The 20,261-nt window shown below is 65.6% G+C and carries 16 protein-coding genes and 1 riboswitch; of the genes, 7 read left to right on the top strand and 9 right to left on the bottom strand.

The window, feature by feature from the left end:
* Positions 1–46 precede the first annotated feature (46 nt).
* The 6 genes from fba to ACESL5_RS03570 all read right to left on the bottom strand — a co-directional run bounded on the left by fba (position 47) and on the right by ACESL5_RS03570 (position 8,055).
* Positions 47–1,111 carry a class II fructose-bisphosphate aldolase gene (gene fba / locus ACESL5_RS03595; protein WP_372591418.1) on the bottom strand — a complete coding sequence of 355 codons (1,065 nt, stop codon included), beginning with the start codon at positions 1,109–1,111 and terminating at the stop codon, positions 47–49.
* 144 nt (positions 1,112–1,255) lie between these two features.
* Positions 1,256–2,725 carry a pyruvate kinase gene (pyk, locus tag ACESL5_RS03590; protein WP_372591417.1) on the bottom strand — a complete coding sequence of 490 codons (1,470 nt, stop codon included), beginning with the start codon at positions 2,723–2,725 and terminating at the stop codon, positions 1,256–1,258.
* Between the two features lie 8 nt (positions 2,726–2,733).
* Complete coding sequence (locus ACESL5_RS03585; protein WP_372591416.1) at positions 2,734–3,918, bottom strand: phosphoglycerate kinase; 1,185 nt, start codon at positions 3,916–3,918, stop codon at positions 2,734–2,736.
* Between the two features lie 143 nt (positions 3,919–4,061).
* Positions 4,062–5,060: a type I glyceraldehyde-3-phosphate dehydrogenase gene (gap, locus tag ACESL5_RS03580; protein ID WP_372591415.1), complete on the bottom strand. Its 999-nt coding sequence runs from the start codon at positions 5,058–5,060 to the stop codon at positions 4,062–4,064.
* An 89-nt stretch (positions 5,061–5,149) separates the two neighbouring features.
* Complete coding sequence (gene tkt, locus ACESL5_RS03575; RefSeq protein ID WP_372591414.1) at positions 5,150–7,138, bottom strand: transketolase; 1,989 nt, start codon at positions 7,136–7,138, stop codon at positions 5,150–5,152.
* Positions 7,139–7,500: 362 nt separating this feature from the next.
* A complete protein-coding gene (locus ACESL5_RS03570; protein WP_372591413.1) occupies positions 7,501–8,055 on the bottom strand; it encodes a thioredoxin family protein in 555 nt (184 codons plus the stop codon).
* 233 nt (positions 8,056–8,288) lie between these two features.
* Between ACESL5_RS03570 and ACESL5_RS03565 the strand changes: the two genes are divergently transcribed.
* The 7 genes from ACESL5_RS03565 (at position 8,289) to ACESL5_RS03535 (ending at position 16,226) form a co-directional block, all read left to right on the top strand.
* Positions 8,289–9,179, top strand: a complete 891-nt coding sequence (locus tag ACESL5_RS03565; RefSeq protein ID WP_372591412.1) for a phosphate/phosphite/phosphonate ABC transporter substrate-binding protein — start codon at positions 8,289–8,291, stop codon at positions 9,177–9,179.
* Between the two features lie 60 nt (positions 9,180–9,239).
* Entirely contained in the window at positions 9,240–10,412 is a 1,173-nt protein-coding gene (metK, locus tag ACESL5_RS03560; protein WP_372591411.1) for a methionine adenosyltransferase, read from the top strand.
* A 54-nt stretch (positions 10,413–10,466) separates the two neighbouring features.
* Positions 10,467–10,576: riboswitch (S-adenosyl-L-homocysteine riboswitch) on the top strand.
* 118 nt (positions 10,577–10,694) lie between these two features.
* The gene (ahcY, locus tag ACESL5_RS03555) at positions 10,695–12,119 is read left to right on the top strand and encodes an adenosylhomocysteinase (RefSeq protein ID WP_372591410.1); all 1,425 of its coding nucleotides are present in this window, start codon (positions 10,695–10,697) and stop codon (positions 12,117–12,119) included.
* 71 nt (positions 12,120–12,190) lie between these two features.
* Complete coding sequence (gene metF, locus ACESL5_RS03550) at positions 12,191–13,036, top strand: methylenetetrahydrofolate reductase [NAD(P)H] (RefSeq protein WP_372591409.1); 846 nt, start codon at positions 12,191–12,193, stop codon at positions 13,034–13,036.
* A gap of 86 nt (positions 13,037–13,122) precedes the next feature.
* Entirely contained in the window at positions 13,123–14,124 is a 1,002-nt protein-coding gene (locus ACESL5_RS03545; protein WP_372591408.1) for a 3-dehydroquinate synthase II, read from the top strand.
* Positions 14,125–14,151: 27 nt separating this feature from the next.
* Entirely contained in the window at positions 14,152–15,492 is a 1,341-nt protein-coding gene (locus ACESL5_RS03540) for an adenosylmethionine--8-amino-7-oxononanoate transaminase (protein WP_372591407.1), read from the top strand.
* Positions 15,492–16,226, top strand: a complete 735-nt coding sequence (locus ACESL5_RS03535) for a 16S rRNA (uracil(1498)-N(3))-methyltransferase (protein WP_372591406.1) — start codon at positions 15,492–15,494, stop codon at positions 16,224–16,226. The genes ACESL5_RS03540 and ACESL5_RS03535 overlap by 1 nt, the downstream gene beginning before the upstream one ends.
* A 63-nt stretch (positions 16,227–16,289) precedes the next feature.
* Here the strand turns inward: ACESL5_RS03535 and ACESL5_RS03530 are convergent, their stop codons facing one another.
* The 3 genes from ACESL5_RS03530 to sucC are packed head-to-tail and all read right to left on the bottom strand — an operon-like array spanning position 16,290 to position 20,052.
* A complete protein-coding gene (locus tag ACESL5_RS03530) occupies positions 16,290–17,966 on the bottom strand; it encodes an NAD+ synthase (RefSeq protein ID WP_372591405.1) in 1,677 nt (558 codons plus the stop codon).
* A 2-nt stretch (positions 17,967–17,968) separates the two neighbouring features.
* Positions 17,969–18,868 carry a succinate--CoA ligase subunit alpha gene (gene sucD / locus ACESL5_RS03525; RefSeq protein ID WP_372591404.1) on the bottom strand — a complete coding sequence of 300 codons (900 nt, stop codon included), beginning with the start codon at positions 18,866–18,868 and terminating at the stop codon, positions 17,969–17,971.
* A complete protein-coding gene (gene sucC, locus ACESL5_RS03520) occupies positions 18,865–20,052 on the bottom strand; it encodes an ADP-forming succinate--CoA ligase subunit beta (RefSeq protein ID WP_372591403.1) in 1,188 nt (395 codons plus the stop codon). Before sucC ends, sucD begins: the two co-directional genes overlap by 4 nt.
* Positions 20,053–20,261: the final 209 nt, after the last annotated feature.

The raw sequence follows: 20,261 nt of genomic DNA, 5'->3' as shown, positions 1-20,261 counted from the left end.
GGCCGGCCCGCAACTGACACGGGAACCGGCTGATGAAGGTGCGCTCTTAGCGAACCTTCTGCTTCAGGCTGCCGGACTCGTAGCGCTTGTACATTTCTTCCAGGGAGACCGGACGGATCTTGGAAGCCATGCCGGCCGAACCGAATGCCTCGAAGCGCGCCTTGCAGATCGCCTGCATGCCGGCGGTCGCTTCCTTGAGGAATTTGCGCGGGTCGAAGTTGGACTTGTTCTCTTCGAGGTGCTTGCGAACGGCACCGGTGGACGCCATGCGCAGGTCGGTGTCGATGTTGACCTTGCGAACACCGTGCTTGATGCCCTCGACGATCTCCTCGACCGGCACGCCGTAGGTCTGACCCATGTCGCCACCGTAGTTGTTGATGATCTCGAGCCACTCTTCCGGAACGGAGGAGGAACCGTGCATGACCAGGTGGGTGTCCGGGATCCGCTGGTGGATCTCCTTGACGCGGTCGATGCGCAGGATCTGGCCGGTCGGCTTCTGGGTGAACTTGTAGGCGCCGTGGCTGGTGCCGATGGCGATCGCCAGGGCGTCGACGTCAGTGGCCTTGACGAACTGGGCGGCTTCTTCCGGATCGGTCAGGAGCATGTCCATGTCCAGCTTGCCCTCGGCGCCGTGGCCGTCTTCCTCGCCCATCTCGCCGGTTTCCAGCGAGCCGAGGCAACCGAGTTCACCCTCGACGGAAACACCACCGGAGTGCGCCATTTCGACGACCTTCGCGGTAACGCCGGCGTTGTACTCGTAGTCGGACGGGGTCTTCATGTCCGGCAGCAGGGAGCCGTCCATCATGACCGAGGAGAAGCCCGACTGGATCGCACGCAGGCAGACGCCCGGGTCCGAACCGTGGTCCTGGTGCATGACGACCGGGATGTGCGGGTACATCTCGGTGGCCGCCTCGACCAGATGACGCAGGAACGGCTCGCCGGCGTACTTACGCGCACCGGCAGAGCCCTGCAGGATCACCGGGCTGTCGACTTCGTCGGCGGCCTGCATGATCGCCTGGATCTGCTCCATGTTGTTGACGTTGAACGCCGGCATGCCGTAGCTGTTCTCAGCGGCATGATCCAGCAGCTGGCGAAGCGAAATGAGCGCCATATTGCCTCTCCTCAAGTTGAAAAGTAGTTGCGAAACCGGTCTGGCACCCGGACGGGGTCCGGGCGCGGGAAACTTAAACTAGCGCGACAGCATACCCAGCGCACCCGGATATGCAAAATCGCGCCGAGACATGACACCCGGTCGTCAGTCGACGGAGATCACGTCCCCGACACGAACGATCTTCATGGCGTTCGTGCCGCCCATCTGACCCATCAGGTCGCCCTTGGTGATGATCACCAGATCGCCCTCGTCGAGCTTTTCCATCTGCTGAAGACTCTCGATCACCATCCGGTTGACCTCGGCATGGTCGGTGGACGGCACCGGGAAGTGCACCGCCTGCACGCCTCGGTAGAGACCCACGCGACGCGCGGTCTCCTCGGAACGGGTGAAGGTGTAGATCGGGATATCGGTGTCCACGCGCGACATCCACAGCGGGGTGGCGCCCGATTCGGACAGGGCCACGATCGCCGCCACCGAGAGGTGGTTGGCGGTGTATATCGCGGAATAGGCGATCGCCTGATCGATGCGCTCGAAGGGCACGTCCAGCGGCGGCGCGCTCTTCTTGGCCTCGATCTGGAACTCGGCCCGATGACAGACCCGCGCCATGGTCTCGACCACGCGCACCGGGTACTTGCCGGCGGCCGTCTCGGCCGAGAGCATTACCGCATCGGTGCCGTCGAGCACCGCGTTGGCCACGTCGAACACTTCCGCCCGCGTCGGGATCGGGTTGTCGATCATGGTCTCCATCATCTGGGTCGCGGTGATGACGGGGCGGTTGAGCTCCTTGGCCATCTTGATGAAGGCCTTCTGCACCGCGGGCAACTCGGCATCGCCGATCTCCACGCCCAGATCCCCGCGGGCGATCATGATGGCGTCGGAGGCCTGGATGATCTCGCGGATGCAGTCGACCGCCTCGGCACGCTCGATCTTGGAGACGATGTGCGCGCGGCAACCGGCTTCCTGCAGCAGGCGACGCGCCTCGTGGATGTCCTCGGCCGAACGCGGGAAGGAGACGGCAATGTAGTCGACACCGATCTTGGCGGCCGTCTTGATGTCGGCGCGATCCTTGTCGGTGATCGCCGGCGCGGAAAGGCCGCCACCCTGACGGTTGATGCCCTTGTTGTTCGACAGCGTGCCGCCGACGGCAACCGTGGTGCGTACCTGGCTGCCCTGCACCTCATCGACTGTCAGGACAATCCGCCCATCGTCGAGCAACAGGACATCGCCCGGACGCGAGTCGGAAACCAGCGCCTTGTAGGTAATGCCGACCTTGGTCTCGTCGCCGCCGTCGGGATCCAGCTCGGCATCCAGGAGGAACGGCTGCCCGGTCTCGAGCTCCACCTTGCCGTCCTTGAAGCGGTCAATGCGGATCTTCGGCCCCTGCAGGTCGCCCAGGATCGCGACATAGCGACCCTCGGCTGCCGCGGCCTCGCGCACCAGGTCGGCACGGCGCTGGTGGTCAGCCGCCTTGCCATGAGAGAAGTTCATCCGCACGACGTCGATGCCGGCGCGAACCAGATCGGTGATGGTCTGCAGATCGTCACTGGCCGGACCGAGGGTCGCGACGATCTTAGTCCGCCTCTGCGACGGCAGATGATCGGTGGATTGATGCATGGCCGCCATCAGCCTTTCGCCCGCTCTTCGAGGATGGCAACCGCCGGCAGGGTCTTACCCTCGAGGAACTCGAGGAAGGCGCCGCCCGCGGTGGAGATGTAGCTCACCTTGTCGTACAGGTCGTACTTCTGGATGGCCGCGATGGTGTCGCCGCCACCTGCCAGCGTGAAGGCGTTGGTGTCGGCGATCGCCTGGGAGATGCGCTTGGTGCCATCACCGAACTGGTCGAACTCGAACACGCCGACCGGGCCATTCCAGACGACGGTGCCGGCCTTCTCGATGATCTTGGCCAGTTCCTCGGCGCTTTCCGGACCGATGTCGAAGATCATGTCATCGTCGGCAACGTCCTCGACCCGCTTGAGCACGGCCGGCTCGTTCTCGTCGAACTGCTTGCCGACGACCACGTCGGTCGGGATCGGGATGTTCGCGCCGTTGCTCTTGAGCTTGTCCATCAGGGCCTTGGCGGTCGGCACCAGGTCGTCCTCGCAAAGCGACTTGCCCACGCCATGGCCGGCAGCCTTGATGAAGGTGTTGGCGATCCCGCCGCCGACGACCAGCTGGTCGACCTTCTCGGCCAGGGCCTCGAGGACGGTGAGCTTGGTGGAGACCTTGGAGCCGCCGACGATGGCGACCATCGGACGTGCCGGGTTGGCCAGCGCCTTGTTCAGCGCGTCGAGTTCCTCCGTCAGCAGGGTCCCGGCACAGGCGGTCGGGGCGAACTTCGCCACACCGTGGGTGGAGGCCTGGGCGCGGTGCGCGGTGCCGAAGGCATCCATCACGAACACGTCACACAGGGAGGCGTACTGCTTGGCCAGCGCCTCGTCATCCTTCTTTTCGCCCTTGTTGAAACGGACGTTCTCCAGCATGACCACCTCGCCGGCGCCTACCTCGACGTCCTTGCCCACGTAGTCGCGCACCAGGCGCACCTCGCGGCCGAGCTTCTCACCCAGGTCCTTGGCGACCGGGGCCAGGGAATCGCCTTCCGAGAACTCGCCCTCGGTCGGACGGCCCAGGTGCGAGGTCACCATCACGTGCGCGCCCTGGTCGAGGGCGGCCTTGATGGTCGACAGCGAGGCCTGGATGCGGGCGTCGGAGGTGACCTTTCCGTCCTTGACCGGGACGTTCAGGTCGGCTCGGATCAGGACACGCTTGCCGGCAAGATCGAGATCAGTCATGCGAATGACGTTAGCCATGAAAAACTCCTCAATGAGACAGATAGAAAGCGGTAAGGAATGGGTGGCGACTCAATGGCGCCCAATCCTTACAGCTCCCGCAGAGGTGCGGAACGCGGGTGGAAAAACGGGTGGGGAAAACCCACCCGTTCCGGTCAGTCGGTTTACTTGCCGACGTGCTGCACGACGCGCAGCATGTTGCAGGTGTAACCGAACTCGTTGTCGTACCAGGCGACGACCTTGACGAAGGTGTCGTCCAGGGCGATGCCGGCCTTGGCATCGAACACGGACGGCTCCGGATGGCCACGGAAGTCGGTGGAAACGACCGCTTCCTCGGTGTAGCCCAGCACGCCCTTGAGCTCACCCTGGGAGGCTTCCTTCATGGCGGCCTTGATGTCGTCCATGGAAGCGCCCTTCTCCAGCTCGGCGGTCAGGTCGACCACGGAGACGTCGGAGGTCGGGACGCGGAACGCCATGCCGGTCAGCTTGCCGTTCAGGGCCGGCAGGACCTTGCCCACGGCCTTGGCGGCACCGGTGGAGGACGGGATGATGTTCTCCAGGATGCCGCGGCCGCCGCGCCAGTCCTTCTGGGACGGACCGTCGACGGTCTTCTGGGTGGCGGTGGCGGCGTGAACGGTGCTCATCAGGCCACGCTTGATGCCGAACTTGTCGTTCAGGACCTTGGCCACCGGCGCCAGGCAGTTGGTGGTGCAGGAGGCGGCGGAAACGATCTTCTGACCGGCGTAATCGTTATGGTTGACGCCGTAGACGAACATCGGGGTGGCGTCCTTGGACGGGGCAGACTGAACGACCTTCTTGGCGCCGGCGTCGATGTGCTTCTGGCAGGTTTCCTCGGTGAGGAACAGGCCGGTGGACTCGACCACGACGTCGACGTCCAGGTCGCCCCACTTGAGCTGGGACGGGTCCTTCTCGGCAGTCAGGCGGATCTTCTTGCCGTTGACGACCAGGTTGTTGCCTTCGACCGACACGTCACCGTCGAAACGGCCGTGAACGGAATCGTACTTGAGCATGTACGCCAGGTACTCCGGCTCCAGCAGGTCGTTGATGCCGACGATTTCCAGCTCCGGGAACTCCTGGGTGGCAGCACGGAAGACCATGCGACCGATGCGGCCGAAGCCGTTGATACCGACACGAATTGCCATGGGTATTCTCCTAATCGATACGTGGATACAAAATCAGTCAGGGCGCACGCCGCGTCGGCATGCGCCCATTATCTTCAATCGGCGCGTGTTCAGCCCAGCTTGCGGGCCTCTTCGACCACGCGCTCGACGGTAAAGCCGAAGTACTTGAACAGGTCACCGGCCGGCGCGGATTCACCGAAGGTGTCCTGACCGATAACCTTGCCCTGGGTGCCCACGTGCTTGTACCAGCACGAAGTCACGCCGGCCTCGATGGCCATGCGGGCGGTGACGTTGCTCGGCAGCACGGACTCGCGGTAGGCCTCGTCCTGTGCCTCGAAGGCCTCGACACACGGCATGGAAACGACGCGAACCTTCTTGTCGGTCAGCTTCTCGGCGGCATCCATGGCCAGGCCGACCTCGGAGCCGGTGGCGATCAGGATCAGGTCCGGCGCGCCGTCGCAGTCCTTCAGGATGTAACCGCCCTTCTCGATGTTGGCGATCTGCTCGGCGTTGCGGGTCTGGTGCGGCAGGCCCTGGCGGGAGAAGACCAGCGAGGTCGGCGCGTCACGACGGACGACGGCCTGCTTCCAGGCGACGGCAGTCTCGACCGCGTCACAGGGGCGCCAGGTCTGCATGCCCGGGATCAGGCGCATGGTGGCGATCTGCTCGACCGGCTGGTGAGTCGGACCGTCTTCGCCCAGACCGATGGAGTCGTGGGTGTAGACGAAGATCGAACCGATCTTCATCAGGCTGGCCATGCGCAGGGCATTGCGGGCGTACTCGGAGAACATCAGGAAGGTGCCCGCGTACGGCAGCAGGCCACCGTGCAGGACCATGCCGTTCATGATGGCGCTCATGCCGAACTCGCGCACGCCGTAGTGGATGTAGTTGGCATCCGACTCGGTGGCGGTCAGCGCGGTGCAGCCCTTCCAGGTGGTCAGGTTGGACGGCGCGAGATCCGCCGAACCGCCGACCAGCTCCGGCAGCATGTCCGCCAGGCCGGTGATCACGGCCTGGGAGGCCTTGCGCGAGGCGACCGACTCGCCCTTGGCATCGATCTCCTTGATCAGGGCGTCCATCTTCTCGCTGAAGTCGCCCGGCAGCTCGCCGCTCAGGCGGCGCTTGAGCTCGGCGGCCTCGGCCGGGTATTCCTTCTCGTAGGCGGCGAACGCCTCGTTCCACTCGGCCTCGGCCTTCGAACCCTTCTCGGTGGCATCCCAGCCGGCGTAGACGTCGTCCGGGATGACGAACGGCTCGTGGTTCCAGCCGATGTTCTCGCGAGTGGCCTTGACCTCGGCTTCGCCCAGAGCGGCGCCGTGGCAGTCATGGCTGCCGCAGAGGTTCGGCGCACCAAAGCCGATCACGGTCTTGGTGCAGATCATGGACGGCTTGTCGTTGACCGAACGCGCCTCGCGGATGGCCGCGTCGATGGCCTCGGCGTCGTGGCCGTCGACGTCACGGACGACGTGCCAGCCGTAGGACTCGAAGCGCTTGGGCGTGTCGTCGGTGAACCAGCCCTCGACGTGACCGTCGATGGAGATGCCGTTGTCGTCGTAGAAAGCCACCAGCTTGCCCAGGCCCAGGGTGCCAGCCAACGAGCAGGCCTCGTGGGAGATGCCTTCCATCAGGCAGCCGTCACCGAGGAAGCAGTAGGTGTAATGGTCGACGACCTTGTGCCCCGGCTTGTTGAACTGGCCGGCGAGCATCTTCTCGGCGATCGCCATGCCAACGGCATTGGTGATGCCCTGGCCGAGCGGGCCGGTCGTGGTCTCGACGCCCGGAGTGTAGCCGTATTCCGGGTGACCCGGGGTCTTGGAGTGGAGCTGACGGAAGTTCTTGAGCTCTTCCATCGGCAGCTCGTAGCCGGACAGATGCAGCAGAGAGTAGATCAGCATCGAGCCGTGGCCGTTGGAAAGCACGAAGCGATCACGGTTCGGCCATTCCGGGTTCTTCGGGTTGTGCTGCATGTGGTCGTTCCACAGCACCTCGGCGATGTCCGCCATGCCCATCGGGGCACCCGGGTGGCCCGAGTTCGCCTTCTGAACGGCGTCCATGCTCAACGCACGGATGGCGTTGGCAAGCTCTCTACGTGTCGACATAAAACACTCCAAAGGGTTGAAAAGAAGCGATCCTGGGCGCCATGTGCATTGCGCACGCGGTCGTACGCACACTACCGTGAGGTAGGCGCGGCAATTGCGCGACATTGTCGCCAAAACCCCTGCGCAAGGCAACCACCAGAATTTTCAATCAGTTACGGACGACCGTCTGTCGCATCACATTTGGCAGGCAATCAAGGGTCGCATTGGGGCCACCGCCGGAGGCCCCAATACGAGACACCGGCCCTCGTGCCAAGTGCCGTCCTTTACAAGCGATCAGCCTGCATCTTCCCGACCTGGAGACGCGTCGAGCCCGCATTCGAGTCGCGCCGGGAACTCCCGAGCGCGGCGGCCGACGACCGATTTCAGTCCTCGCGCCACTTGATCGAGCATCCCATGGAAGGCACCTGATCCTCGGGGCCGCGCCCCGTTTCGGCGACCTGTTTCATCGCCTCAAACAGCTCGCGCGGCGCGTCGGGCTCGGCCTCCTTGCGCGAAGCGTCCAGGCGGCCGCGGTACTGCAACTCCAGGTCGGCGTTGTAACCGAAGAAATCCGGCGTGCAGACCGCGCCATACGCCTTGGCGACCGCCTGAGATTCGTCGAGGAGGTAGGGGAAGGGAAACTGGTACTGCTCGGCGATGCGCTTCATGTTCTGTGGCGAATCCTCGGGGTAGTCCGTCGGATCATTGGACATGATTGCCACCGAGTGAACGCCCAGCCCCTTCAATTCCCGAGCATCGCGAACGATCCGATCGAGCACCGCCTTGACGTAGGGGCAGTGGTTGCAAATGAACATCACCAGGGTGCCTTTCGGCCCGCGCACGTCAGCCAGCCGCCAGATGCGCCCATCCGTATCCGGCAGGGCGAAATCCACGGCCGGCCGACCGAAGTCGCAGACGGGGGTTTCGGTTCGTGCCATGCGTTCTCCTCCTGCTGCTGTCCTGTCCAACTCTTTGCTGAGGAGCGGGAGTCTCTCACACCGGCGGCACCTGCTGTCCAGAGACTCTCTCGTCCGGGTGGGACCGTTTGTGATATTTTTCGTGATCACTCGGCCACCGGGGCATGACGCCGCTCGGGTCGGACCGACGATCAAACGATAAGAATCAAGAGCCAGTTCGGACACGAATTGCCAAGGACCAGGAGGCCTCCCCCATGCACGCGTTCTCGACACGCCCTCTCACCGTCTTCAAGAATGGAGCCAGCCGGGCACACGACCGCATCATCCGCGGCGCGCTTCACAAGGCGGCCCGCACGGTTACTGCCACAATCGCCGCCCTTGGCCTGACGCTCGGCTCGTTGCAAGCCCAGGCCGAGGACGCCCTCGAGTTCGCCATCGCGCCCTTCCTGCCGGAAGCGGAGCTTGTCGAGGCCTACACCCCCGTGGCCGAGCATCTCTCCAAGCAGATCGACCAGCCGGTGGAGCTCAAGCTGTTCCCCAGCTACCTCGCCTTCTGGGAAGCGACTCGCAGCGGATCGGACTTCGACATCGCTCTCGATTCGGCCCCCGTCACCGACTTCCGGATCCAGCGCCAGGGCTGGCGGGTGATCGCTCGCTTCGACGGCGGGGTGACCCAGTCGCTGGTCACTCGCGAGGACGACCTGGTCTTCGCGCCCGACGAATTGGTCAACAAGCGCGTGGCCGTGCAACCGACACCGTCAGTCAGCGCCCTGACTCTCTACCAGCTCTTCCCCAACCCGGTGAAACAGCCCGATCTCGTGTTCCGGGACACCAACCGCGACGTAGTCCAGGCCGTTCTGGACGAGGAAGTGCGCGCCGCGGTCATACCCACCCCTCTGGTCGGGGGGTACACCGGGCTCAACACCGTGGTGACAACCGAAACGCTGCCATTCCTCGCCTTCTCCGTATCCCCCGAGGTGCACCCGCGCACCGCAGATTCCCTGGAGCAGGCATTGGTGTCGTTCGGCCGCAGCGAGGAAGGACAGGAAATCCTGCAATCGAACAACCTGACCGATATCGTCCGGGCCAACGACAACCTCTATCGCGGACACTCGGAACTGCTCCTGGGCACCTACGGGTACTGAGCGCGGGACCGGGCACGGCCCATCAATCCACCAGACACCATCAGACGAGGCTCGTCCCACATGACCGCACCTGGCAACAAGCGCCACCTGTTCACCTCGGAATCCGTCTCCGAGGGGCATCCGGACAAGATCGCCGACCAGATCAGTGACGCCGTTCTCGACGCCATCCTCAAGCAGGACCCCAACGCCCGGGTTGCCTGCGAGGCCCTGGTCAAGACCGGCTTCGTGGTGCTGGCCGGCGAGGTGACCACCTCGGCCTGGGTTGATGTCGACGAGCTGGTGCGCAAGGTAGTCTGCGACATCGGCTACACCAGCTCGGAGCTGGGCTTTGACGGCCACACCTGCGGCGTGCTCAACGCCATCGGCAAGCAGTCCTCCGACATCGCACAGGGCGTGGATCGAGAGGTCGCCACCGAGCAGGGGGCGGGCGACCAGGGGCTGATGTTCGGCTACGCGACCAACGAGACCGACGTGCTGATGCCGGCGCCGATCACCTACGCCCACCGGCTGGTCCAGCGCCAGGCGGACGTGCGCCGGGCCGGCACACTCTCCTGGCTGCGCCCCGACGCCAAGTCGCAGGTCACGTTCCGCTACGAGGGCGGCAAGCCGGTCGGCGTCGACGCGGTCGTGTTGTCCACCCAGCACAACCCGGACATCTCGCAGACGGAACTGCACGAAGCGGTGATGGAGGAGATCATCAAGCCGGTGCTGCCCGCCGAGTGGCTGGACAAGCGCACCAAGTACCACATCAACCCTACCGGCCAGTTCATCATCGGCGGCCCGGTGGGTGACTGCGGCCTGACCGGGCGCAAGATCATCGTCGACACCTACGGCGGCATGGCCCGTCACGGCGGCGGCGCCTTCTCCGGCAAGGACCCCTCCAAGGTCGATCGCTCGGCCGCCTACGCCGGGCGCTACGTGGCGAAGAACATCGTCGCCGCCGGGCTGGCGGACCGTTGCGAGATCCAGGTGTCCTATGCCATCGGCGTGGCCGAACCGACCTCGATCAGCATCGACACCTTCGGCACCGGCCGAATTCCCGACGAGCGCATCACCGAACTGGTGCGCGAGCACTTCGACCTGCGCCCCTACGGCATCCTGAAGATGCTCGACCTGGTCCGGCCGATCTATCAGAAAACCGCCGTCGGCGGGCACTTCGGCCGCGAGGAGCCCGAGTTCACCTGGGAGCGGATCGACCGCGCCGAGACCTTGCGCGTGGATGCAAACCTGTAGGCCTGAGGTTATACTTGCCGACGCGAATCGCCTGCCGATTCCAGCAAACCCGCCCCGGTCGAGGAGCGCTGCAATCCGCTCATGCGCGGATCAGGCTCGACCGGGGACGCGGCTGTAGACCGCCCCCCCGCGGACTGCAACCCGATCAACGGCGCTCTTGAGGACCGTCACGGCAGACTCGCCGAACGATCCGCTTTCAAGCCCTCGACTTGAACAAGAGCCGCATCGTCGCCCTCGTGTTCAAGTCGATTCACGCGAAAGAACCGAGAGGACGCGCAAGAAGTGAATGCCGTAACCAAGCCCCAAGCCTTCAACGACTTCAAGGTCGCCGACATCAATCTCGCCGACTGGGGTCGCCGCGAGATCCGCATCGCCGAGCGCGAGATGCCGGCGCTGATCAAGATCCGTGAGAAATACCGCGGCGAGCAGCCGCTGGCCGGGGCGCGCATCGCCGGCTGCATCCACATGACCATCCAGACCGCGGTCCTGATCGAGACGCTCACCGCGCTGGGCGCCGAGGTGCGCTGGTCGTCGTGCAACATCTTCTCCACCCAGGACCACGCCGCGGCCGCCATCGCCGCAAACAACATCCCGGTGTTCGCCTGGAAGGGCGAGACCGAGGAGGAATACTGGTGGTGTGTCGAGCAGACCATTCAGGGCCCCGGCAATGATGAAGAGGCCTGGACTCCGAACCTGCTGCTCGACGATGGCGGGGATCTGACCGGCCTGATGCACGAGAAGTACCCGAACCTGCTCGAGGGCATCCACGGCGTCTCCGAGGAGACCACCACCGGCGTGCACCGCCTGCTGGAAATGCTCGAGGACGGCTCGCTCAAGATCCCCGCGATCAATGTCAACGACGCGGTTACCAAGTCGAAGAACGACAACAAGTACGGTTGTCGTCACTCGCTCTCGGATGCGATCAAGCGCGCGACCGACCACCTCCTTTCCGGCAAGCAGGCGTTGGTGATCGGTTACGGTGACGTGGGCAAGGGCTCGGCCGCCTCGCTGCGCCAGGAAGGCATGATCGTCAAGGTCACCGAGATCGACCCGATCTGCGCCATGCAGGCGGCGATGGACGGCTTCGAGGTGGTCTCGCCGTACGTCGACGGCATCAACACCGGCAACGACGACGGCATCGACCAGCGCCTGTTGGGCAAGATCGACCTGATCGTCACCACCACCGGCAACGTCAACGTCTGTGACGCGCCGATGTTGCGTGCGCTCAAGAACACTGCGGTGGTCTGCAACATCGGCCACTTCGACAATGAGATCGACACCGCCTACATGCGCGAGAACTGGGCCTGGGAAGAGATCAAGCCGCAGGTGCACAAGGTCTACCGCGAGGCGACGGCCGGCGGCGATTTCGATCCGGACAGCGAAAACTACCTGATCCTGCTCTCCGAAGGCCGCCTGGTGAACCTGGGCAACGCTACCGGCCACCCGAGCCGCATCATGGACGGCTCCTTCGCCAACCAGGTGCTGGCGCAGATCCACCTGTTCCAGGATCGCTTCGCCGACCTGCCGGCCGAGAAGAAGGGTGAGGCGCTGCGCGTCGAGGTCCTTCCCAAGCAGCTCGACGAGGAGGTCGCCCGCTACATGGTCGAGGGCTTCGGCGGCGTGCTCACGCGCATGACCGATGCGCAGGCGAAGTACCTCGGCGTTCCCGCCGAAGGCCCGTTCAAGCCGGACACGTACCGCTACTGAGCCGGCGCGACTGAGCCGACCTGCCGGGCGGGAACGCCTGCCCGGCCCGATCTTCATTCCCCGGAGGAATCATGCCGATCCCGGTTTCCTGCGAATTCTTTCCGCCGAAGTCCGCCGAGGGCGAGGCGAGGCTGCGCGAGGTCTACCAGGAACTCGCGCGCGAGATCCGTCCCGAGTACTTCTCGGTCACCTTCGGCGCCGGCGGCTCGACCCAGACGCGGACCTTCGAGACGGTCCGCGAGATCCAGCGCGACTCGGGCGTGCCGGCCGCCCCGCATCTGTCCTGCATCGGCTCCTCGCGCGAGGGCGTCGGGCAAATACTCGACGACTACCGTGAACAGGGCATCCGGCGGATCGTCGCCCTGCGCGGCGATCTACCCAGCGGCATGCAGGACCCGGGTGATTTTCGCTATGCCAACGAGCTGGTGGCCTTCATCCGCGAGCACAGCGGCGACTGGTTCCACGTCGAGGTGGCCGCCTACCCCGAGTTCCATCCCCAGGCACCCGATGCCGAGACGGACCTGGCCAACTTCAAGCGCAAGGTCGACGCCGGCGCGGATGCGGCGATCACGCAGTACTTCTATTCGATCGAGGCCTACCGCCGCTTTCTCGACGACTGCGAGCGCCTGAACGTCGACGTGCCGATCGTGCCCGGCGTGATGCCGATCACCAACTACCAGCAGCTCGCGCGGTTCTCCGACATGTGCGGCGCGGACATCCCGCGCTGGCTGAGAAAGCGGCTGGAGGCCTTCGGCGATGACATGGACAGCCTGCGCGCCTTCGGCCACGACGTGGTCGCCGAACTGTGCCGGCAGCTGGTCGATGCCGGGGCGCCCGGCATCCATTTCTACGCCATGAACCGCTCGCAGCCGGTCATCGGGCTCTGCCGCGACGCCGGCCTGATCGGCCGCGACTGAACGCCCCCTGCAGTAGACCGGCGCCCGCGGGCCCACCTCCCTGCCTCACCACCGACAGCCTGGCCACAGACGTTATACTCGCGACCATGACCACGACGCTCTCGCGCAAGCACATCTGGGTCGAACCGGCCCGCCCGGACGCCGGACTCGTCCATGCCGCGGCGCAGGCCGGGGCCACGGCGGTGGTCCTGCCCGACGACGCCGACATCGATGCCGCCGGGCTTGACCGGGTTGGGCCCGGGGGCGATTTCGTGGAAGGTCGGGACTTCGAGCGCTACCGGATCGAACAGGAAAGCGACGAGGAGCAGGTCGGTCTTGACCGGCTCGCAGTGGTCGAGCCTGCCGAATGGACCATTATCCCGGCGGAGAACCTGATCTCCCGCGGCGCGGCGGTAATCCAGGTGGTCGACGACGTCGAGCAGGCCAAACTGGCCCTGACCATCATGGAAAAGGGCGTGGCCGGGATCTGGCTGCGGGACGCCGATGCCGCGAGCATCGACGCGCTGGGCCGCGTACTCGCGGAACTCGACCCGTCAGAGGTCGAGCTCACCACCGCTCATATCACCTCGATCACCCCGGTGGGCATGGGCGACCGCAGCTGTCTGGACCTGATCGGCGAACTCACCCCGGGTGAAGGGCTGCTGGTGGGCAGCTTCAACCACGCCCGCTTCCTGATACACAGCGAGAACGTGGACAACCCGCACTGTGCCGCTCGCCCCTTCCGGGTGAATGCCGGCGCGATTCACGGCTACGTGGTCACCCCCGGCGACCGGGTGCGCTATCTGGCCGAAATAGCCAGCGGCGACCCCGCCTTGGTAGTCGATCCGAACGGCCGGACCCGCACGCTGGCCGTGGGCCGCAACAAGATCGAACGGCGACCGATGGTGCAGGTCGAAGCGGTCGACGCCAAGGGCAACCGGTTTTCCGCCATACTCCAGCACGCTGAGACGATCCGGCTGGTATCGCCCGAAGGACGGGCGGTCAGCGTAGTCGACCTCGCCCCTGGTGATCCCGTGCGGGTCTCGCTGGCCGCGCGCGGCGGGCGGCACTTCGGTCGCCGCGTCGAAGAAACCATCAACGAACGCTGAATCCACTGCTGACTTCCGGAGCACGGCATGACCCGCAACCAGGACTGGCAACGCCGGGACCTCAACGTCCTCTGGCATCCCTGCACCCAGATGAAGGATCACGAATCCATCCCGCTGGTACCCGTCGAGCGGGGCGAGGGGCCCTGGCTGTACGATTTCGACGGGCGACGCTACCTGGACATCATCAGTTCCTGGTGGGTGAACATCTTCGGTCACGCCAATCCCACCATCAACGAACGGATCAAGGAGCAGCTCGACCGTCTCGAGCACGTGATCCTGGCCGGCTTCTCGCACCGCCCGGTGATCGAGCTCTCCGAGCAGCTGGTCGAGATCACCCCCTCCGGGCTCGACCGCGTCTTCTACGCCGACAACGGTTCCTCCGGCGTCGAGGTGGCGCTGAAGATGAGCTACCACTACTGGCGCAACAGCGGTCGCCCGGAGAAGAGCGAGTTCATCACCGTGGCAAACAGCTACCACGGCGAGACCCTCGGCACCCTGTCCGTCGGTGACGTCGGCCTCTACAAGGACACCTACGGTCCGTTGCTGCGCGCCACGGCCACCGCGCCCTCGCCCGCCTGTCGGCAGGACCTTGGCGACTGCCGCGAGCGGGCCGCCGAAGCGCTCGACGGCATGCGCCGGATCCTCGAGGAGCAGGCCGACCGCACGGCGGCAGTGATCGTCGAGCCGCTGGTCCAGTGCGCGGCCGGCATGCTGATGCACCACCCGGATTACATCCGCGGCCTACGGATGCTCTGCGACGAGTTCGACGTGCACCTGATCGCCGACGAAATCGCCGTGGGCTTCGGTCGAACCGGCACCCTGTTCGCCTGTGAACAAGCGGACATCACCCCGGACTTTCTCTGCCTGTCCAAGGGGCTGACCGCCGGCTACCTGCCGCTGGCCGCGATACTCACCAGCGACACGGTCTACCAGGCGTTCTACGACGACTACGCCACCATGCGCGCCTTCCTGCACAGCCACAGCTTCACCGGCAATCCGCTGGCCTGCACGGCGGCGCTCGCCACCCTGGAGCTGTTCGAACGCGACGACGTGATCGAGGCCAACCGCGAGGCCCAGGCGATCATGGACCGGCACCTCGCCGAACTGGCCGGCGAACCCCAGATCACCAACGTGCGTCGCACCGGCATGATCGCCGCCATGGACCTGGTCGACCCGGCGACCGGCGAGCCCTTCGCCTTCGAGGAACGTCGCGGTGTACGCGCCTACCAGTACGCCCTCGAACACGAGTTGCTACTGCGCCCGCTGGGCAACACCCTCTACTGGATGCCGCCCTACGTCCTCGACGAGGACGACTACCGGCACATCTTCGAGGTCACGCGTGATGCCTCGAGGGCCGCGGTGCGCTGATGCGCGTCCGTCGCATCTTCGTCGACGCCGAGCTGGACCCCGGCGGCAGCATCGACCTGCCCTCCGACACGGTGAACTACCTGCGCAACGTGCTCCGGCTGCGCGACGGCCAACCGCTGGAGGTCTTCAACGGTCGGGGCCTGCGGGCGAGCGCCACGCTGAGCCTGGGTCGCCGCGAGGCGACCGTCGCCATCGGATCCGTCACGGAGAGCCCCGGCGAGGCAGTCGTGCCCATCACGCTCATGGCCGCACTGGCCAAGGGCGAAAAGATGGAGCTGGTGATCCAGAAGGCGGTCGAGCTGGGCGTGACCACGATCGCACCGGTGGAAACCGAGCGCAGCGTGCTGGAACTCAAGGGCAATCGGGCCGAGAAGCGCCTGGTCCGCTGGCGCCAGATCATGATCAATGCCTGCGAGCAGTGCGGGCGCGACATCCTGCCGACCATCGAGCCGATCCGCTCTCTGGCCGAGTCCCTCGCCGCGACCGATGTCCCGGTCCGGCTGGTGCTGGACCCGCGCGCCGAGCGGCCAATGACGGACCTGCGCGAACTGCCGCGCCCCGAGGGAGTTGCCCTTCTAGTCGGCCCCGAGGGCGGATTGACCGAGGAGGAAGTGGCGAGAGCCGGCGAGCAAGGCTTCCGCGCACTGACCCTCGGACCGCGCATCCTCCGCGCGGAGACCGCGGCGATAACCGGTGTGGCGGTACTGCAGTACCAGTGGGGCGATCTGGGATAGCGGGAGCCGGGGAGCGGATGCCACTCGGGCTCTCCCATTTCCTGCCATGTCAGCTGAATGCGTTTACGAACCGACCTTGTCGGGACGGAATCCCGAGCTGATGGGATAACGACGGTCACGGCCAAAGGCCCGACGGCTGATGCGCACGCCCGGCGGCGCCTGGCGGCGCTTGTACTCGTTGACCAGGATCATGCCGACCACGCGGCGCACGATGGCCTCGTCCAGCCCCATGGCGACGATGTCCTCGATGCTGCTGTCGCGCTCGACGAACGCCTCGATGATGCGATCGAGGTCCGCGTAGGGCGGCAGCGAGTCGGAGTCCCGCTGATCGGCGCGCAACTCGGCCGACGGCTCGCGGGTGATCACCCGCTCCGGTACCGCGGCCAGCTCCGGGCGCACGGCGCCACCGAGCGTGTTGCGGTAGCGCGCCAGCTCGTAGACCACGGTCTTGGGCACGTCCTTGATCGGCGCAAAGCCGCCGGCCATGTCCCCGTAGAGCGTGGCGTAGCCCACGGCGAGCTCCGACTTGTTGCCGGTGGTGAGGAGCAGACGACCGAACTTGTTCGACAGGGCCATCAGGATCACGCCGCGGGCGCGGGCCTGCAGGTTCTCCTCGGTGACATCCTCGGCCAGCCCGGCGAACAGCGGCGAGAGCGTCTCGCGGAACGATTCGAAGATCGGCTCGATCGAGATGGTCTCGCAGCGCACGCCCAGTGCGTCGCACTGGAGCTGCGCGTCCTCGAGGCTCATGGGCGAGGTGTAGCGCGAGGGCATGCGCACGGCCAGCACGTTATCCGCCCCCAGTGCGTCGACGGCCAGGGCAAGGACCAGGGACGAGTCGATCCCGCCGGACAGGCCCAGCACAACGCCGGAAAACCCGTTCTTGCGCACGTAGTCGGCGATGCCGGTGGTCAGGGCGCGATAAATTTCCGCCTCGCCCTGTTGCCATTCATGGCTCGGCCCGTGTGCCAGGATCTCTCCGTCGGCGGAGACCTCGGTCCAGCCAATCGCCTCGGCGAAGCCCGGCAGATGCATGTGGTTGCCGGTCCGGCAGGAAACGAACGAGCGCCCGTCGAAGACGAGTTCGTCCTGACCGCCAACCAGATTGACGTAGATGATCGCGCAGCCGCTGGAATGCACGCGCTCGGCGATCTGGGCCTCGCGCTCGCGGGTCTTCTGCCGGTGGAACGGCGAGGCGTTGAGCACGCAGATCACGTTTGCACCCGCCTGCGCTGTCTCCTCAATGGGCCCCTCGTGCCAGGCATCCTCGCAGATGACCACGCCGACGGAGACCCCGTCGATCTCGACCACCAGCGGCTCGCGCCCCTTGCGGAAGTAGCGTTTCTCGTCGAAGACACCGTAGTTCGGCAGAGCCCGCTTGGCGTACCTGGCCGTCACGCGTCCGCCATCGATGACCACCGCCTGGTTCTGCATGTGGCCATCGGGGCCGCGCCCCGGGGTGCCGATCATCACCGCCACATCGCCGACGTTCTCCGCGATCCGCTCGAGTTCCCGTTCGCAGGAGTCGACGAAGTCCTCGCGCAGCAGCAGGTCCTCGGGCGGGTAGCCGGAGATGGTGAGCTCGGGGAAGACGACCAGTCGGGCGTCCACCTCCTTGCGCGCGCGCTCGACCAGTTCGATCACGCGCGAGGCGTTCGCTCGGCAGTCCCCCACCCGGGTGTTGATCTGTGCCAGGGCGATCCGCAGCCCACCGGTTTCCTGCGCTGTGAGGTGCTCCACGGTCAGACCGCACCCCGCTCGGTCGTTTTGCCCAGCACCCTTGCCGCGGTCACACCCAGGTCCGCCGGGCTCTCGACGACGTGAACGCCGGCTTCACGCAGTGCCTCGCACTTGGCTTCGGCCGTGCCCTTGCCACCCGAGATCACGGCACCGGCATGCCCCATCCGCTTGCCTGCCGGCGCCGTTGCGCCGGCGATGTAGGCGACAACGGGCTTCGGGTAACCCTGGCGAATGTACGCCGCCGCGGCCTCCTCGGCATCCCCGCCGATCTCGCCCACCATCAGGACCAGTTCAGTCTGCGGGTCCTCGGCAAAACGCGACAGGCAGTCGATGAAGTCCAGTCCGCCCACCGGGTCGCCACCGATACCGACGCAGGTGCTCTGCCCCAGGCCGGTGGCCGTCGTCTGCGCCACCGCTTCGTAGGTCAGCGTGCCGGACCGCGACACGATGCCCACCACGCCCTTGCGGTGGATCGCCCCCGGCATGATGCCGATCTTGCAGGCATCCGGTGTGATCAGGCCCGGGCAGTTCGGCCCGATCAGGCTGACATCCGGGTAATCCTGGGCCAGCACGGCCTTGACCCGAACCATATCCAGCACCGGGATGCCTTCGGTGATACAGGCGATCACCTCGATGCCCGCATCGGCCGCCTCCAGGATCGAGTCGGCGGCAAAGGGTGCCGGCACGTAGATCATGCTCGCCGTCGCACCGGTCTCGATGACCGCGTCGGCGACGGTATCAAACACCGGCAACCCGAGATGCGTCTGTCCGCCCTTGCCCGGGGTGACGCCGCCGACGAGCCGAGTGCCGTAAGCGAGCGCCTGCTCCGAGTGAAAAGTGCCCTGCTTGCCGGTGAAACCCTGGCAGATAACGCGAGTGTCCGCGGCGACCAGAATGCTCATTGCGCTGCTCCCCGATGTTGCTTGGCCAACGTCACGGCAATCTCGGCCGCACTGGCGAGATCGTCTTCGGCGGTGAGGTTCAGGCCGGACTCGGACAGCATCTTCCTTCCCAGTTCCGCATTGGTCCCGGCCAACCGGACCACCGTGGGCACGTCGAGGGATACTTCACGCGCCGCCTCGATGATCCCCTCGGCAATCAGATCGCAGCGCACGATGCCGCCGAAGATATTGACCAGAATCGCCTCGACACGGGAATTCCGAAGTATCAGCTTGAATGCCTCGGTCACCTTGGCCGCGGACGTGCCGCCGCCCACGTCCAGGAAATTCGCCGGCATGCCGCCGGCATGCTTGATCAGGTCCATCGTGGCCATCGCCAGTCCGGCACCGTTCACCATGCAGGCGATGTCACCGTCGAGAGAGACGTAGTTGAGCCCATGCTCGATCGCTTCTCGCTCGGCCGGGTCCTCCTGGTTCACGTCCCGTCCGGACCATAGCGCCTGCTGACGATAGCCGGCGTTGTCGTCCAGCGACACCTTGGCATCCAGCACTGTCAGCGTGCCGTCGCTCGTCTCGGCCAGCGGGTTGATCTCGATCAGGGAGGCGTCGCTCTCGACGAATGCCTGATAGGTGCGCAGGGCCAGGGAGACAAAATCCCGGATCTGGACACCCTCCAGCCCAATGGCGAAGGCGACCTGACGAGCCTGATACGCCTGCAGGCCAACGGTCGGGTTGATCACGACGCGACGAATCGACTCCGGTGAGTCTGCCGCGACCGCCTCGATGTCCATCCCGCCCTCCGAGGAAGCGATCAGCACCACCCGCTGCAAGGCGCGATCCACGGTGAGAGCGAGGTAGTACTCCTTGCGGATATCGGCACCGGGCTCGACCAGCACGTGGTCCACCGGCAAACCGTTCGGGCCGGTCTGCCGGGTCACCAGCCGAGAGCCGAGCAGCTTCCGCGATGCCTCGGCAACTTCCTCGGGCCCGCTGGCGAGAATCACGCCCCCGGCCTTGCCGCGGGCGCCGCTGTGCACCTGCGCCTTGACCACCCAGCGACCCTCGGCGCTCTCCGGGAGATCGTCAGCAAGCGGAGCTTGCGACACCTCGGAAAGCACCTTCCCCGTGGGGACGGCGACACCGTGATGGGCCAACAGGGCCTTGGCCTGATATTCGTGGAGATTCATGGATCCGACGTTTGCTGTAAAAGCGTCCATTGTCTCGCACAAGCCCCGGAATGTCATTCCCGCCACCGCGATTCCCGCAGGGAATCCGCTCCCCACTATCGCCCCTTTAGCGAGGCGCCCTGGCACTTCATGCGTGTGCTCCCGTCGTTTCCTGGCTTAGGGTCTCGACGGACAAACTAGCGCCGGCTGGGAACTGCTGGGAAACCAGC

It is taken from the genome of Guyparkeria sp. (assembly GCF_041687595.1).
Classification (GTDB): Bacteria; Pseudomonadota; Gammaproteobacteria; order Halothiobacillales; family Halothiobacillaceae; genus Guyparkeria.
This window is presented reverse-complemented; position numbering and strand designations above follow the sequence as displayed.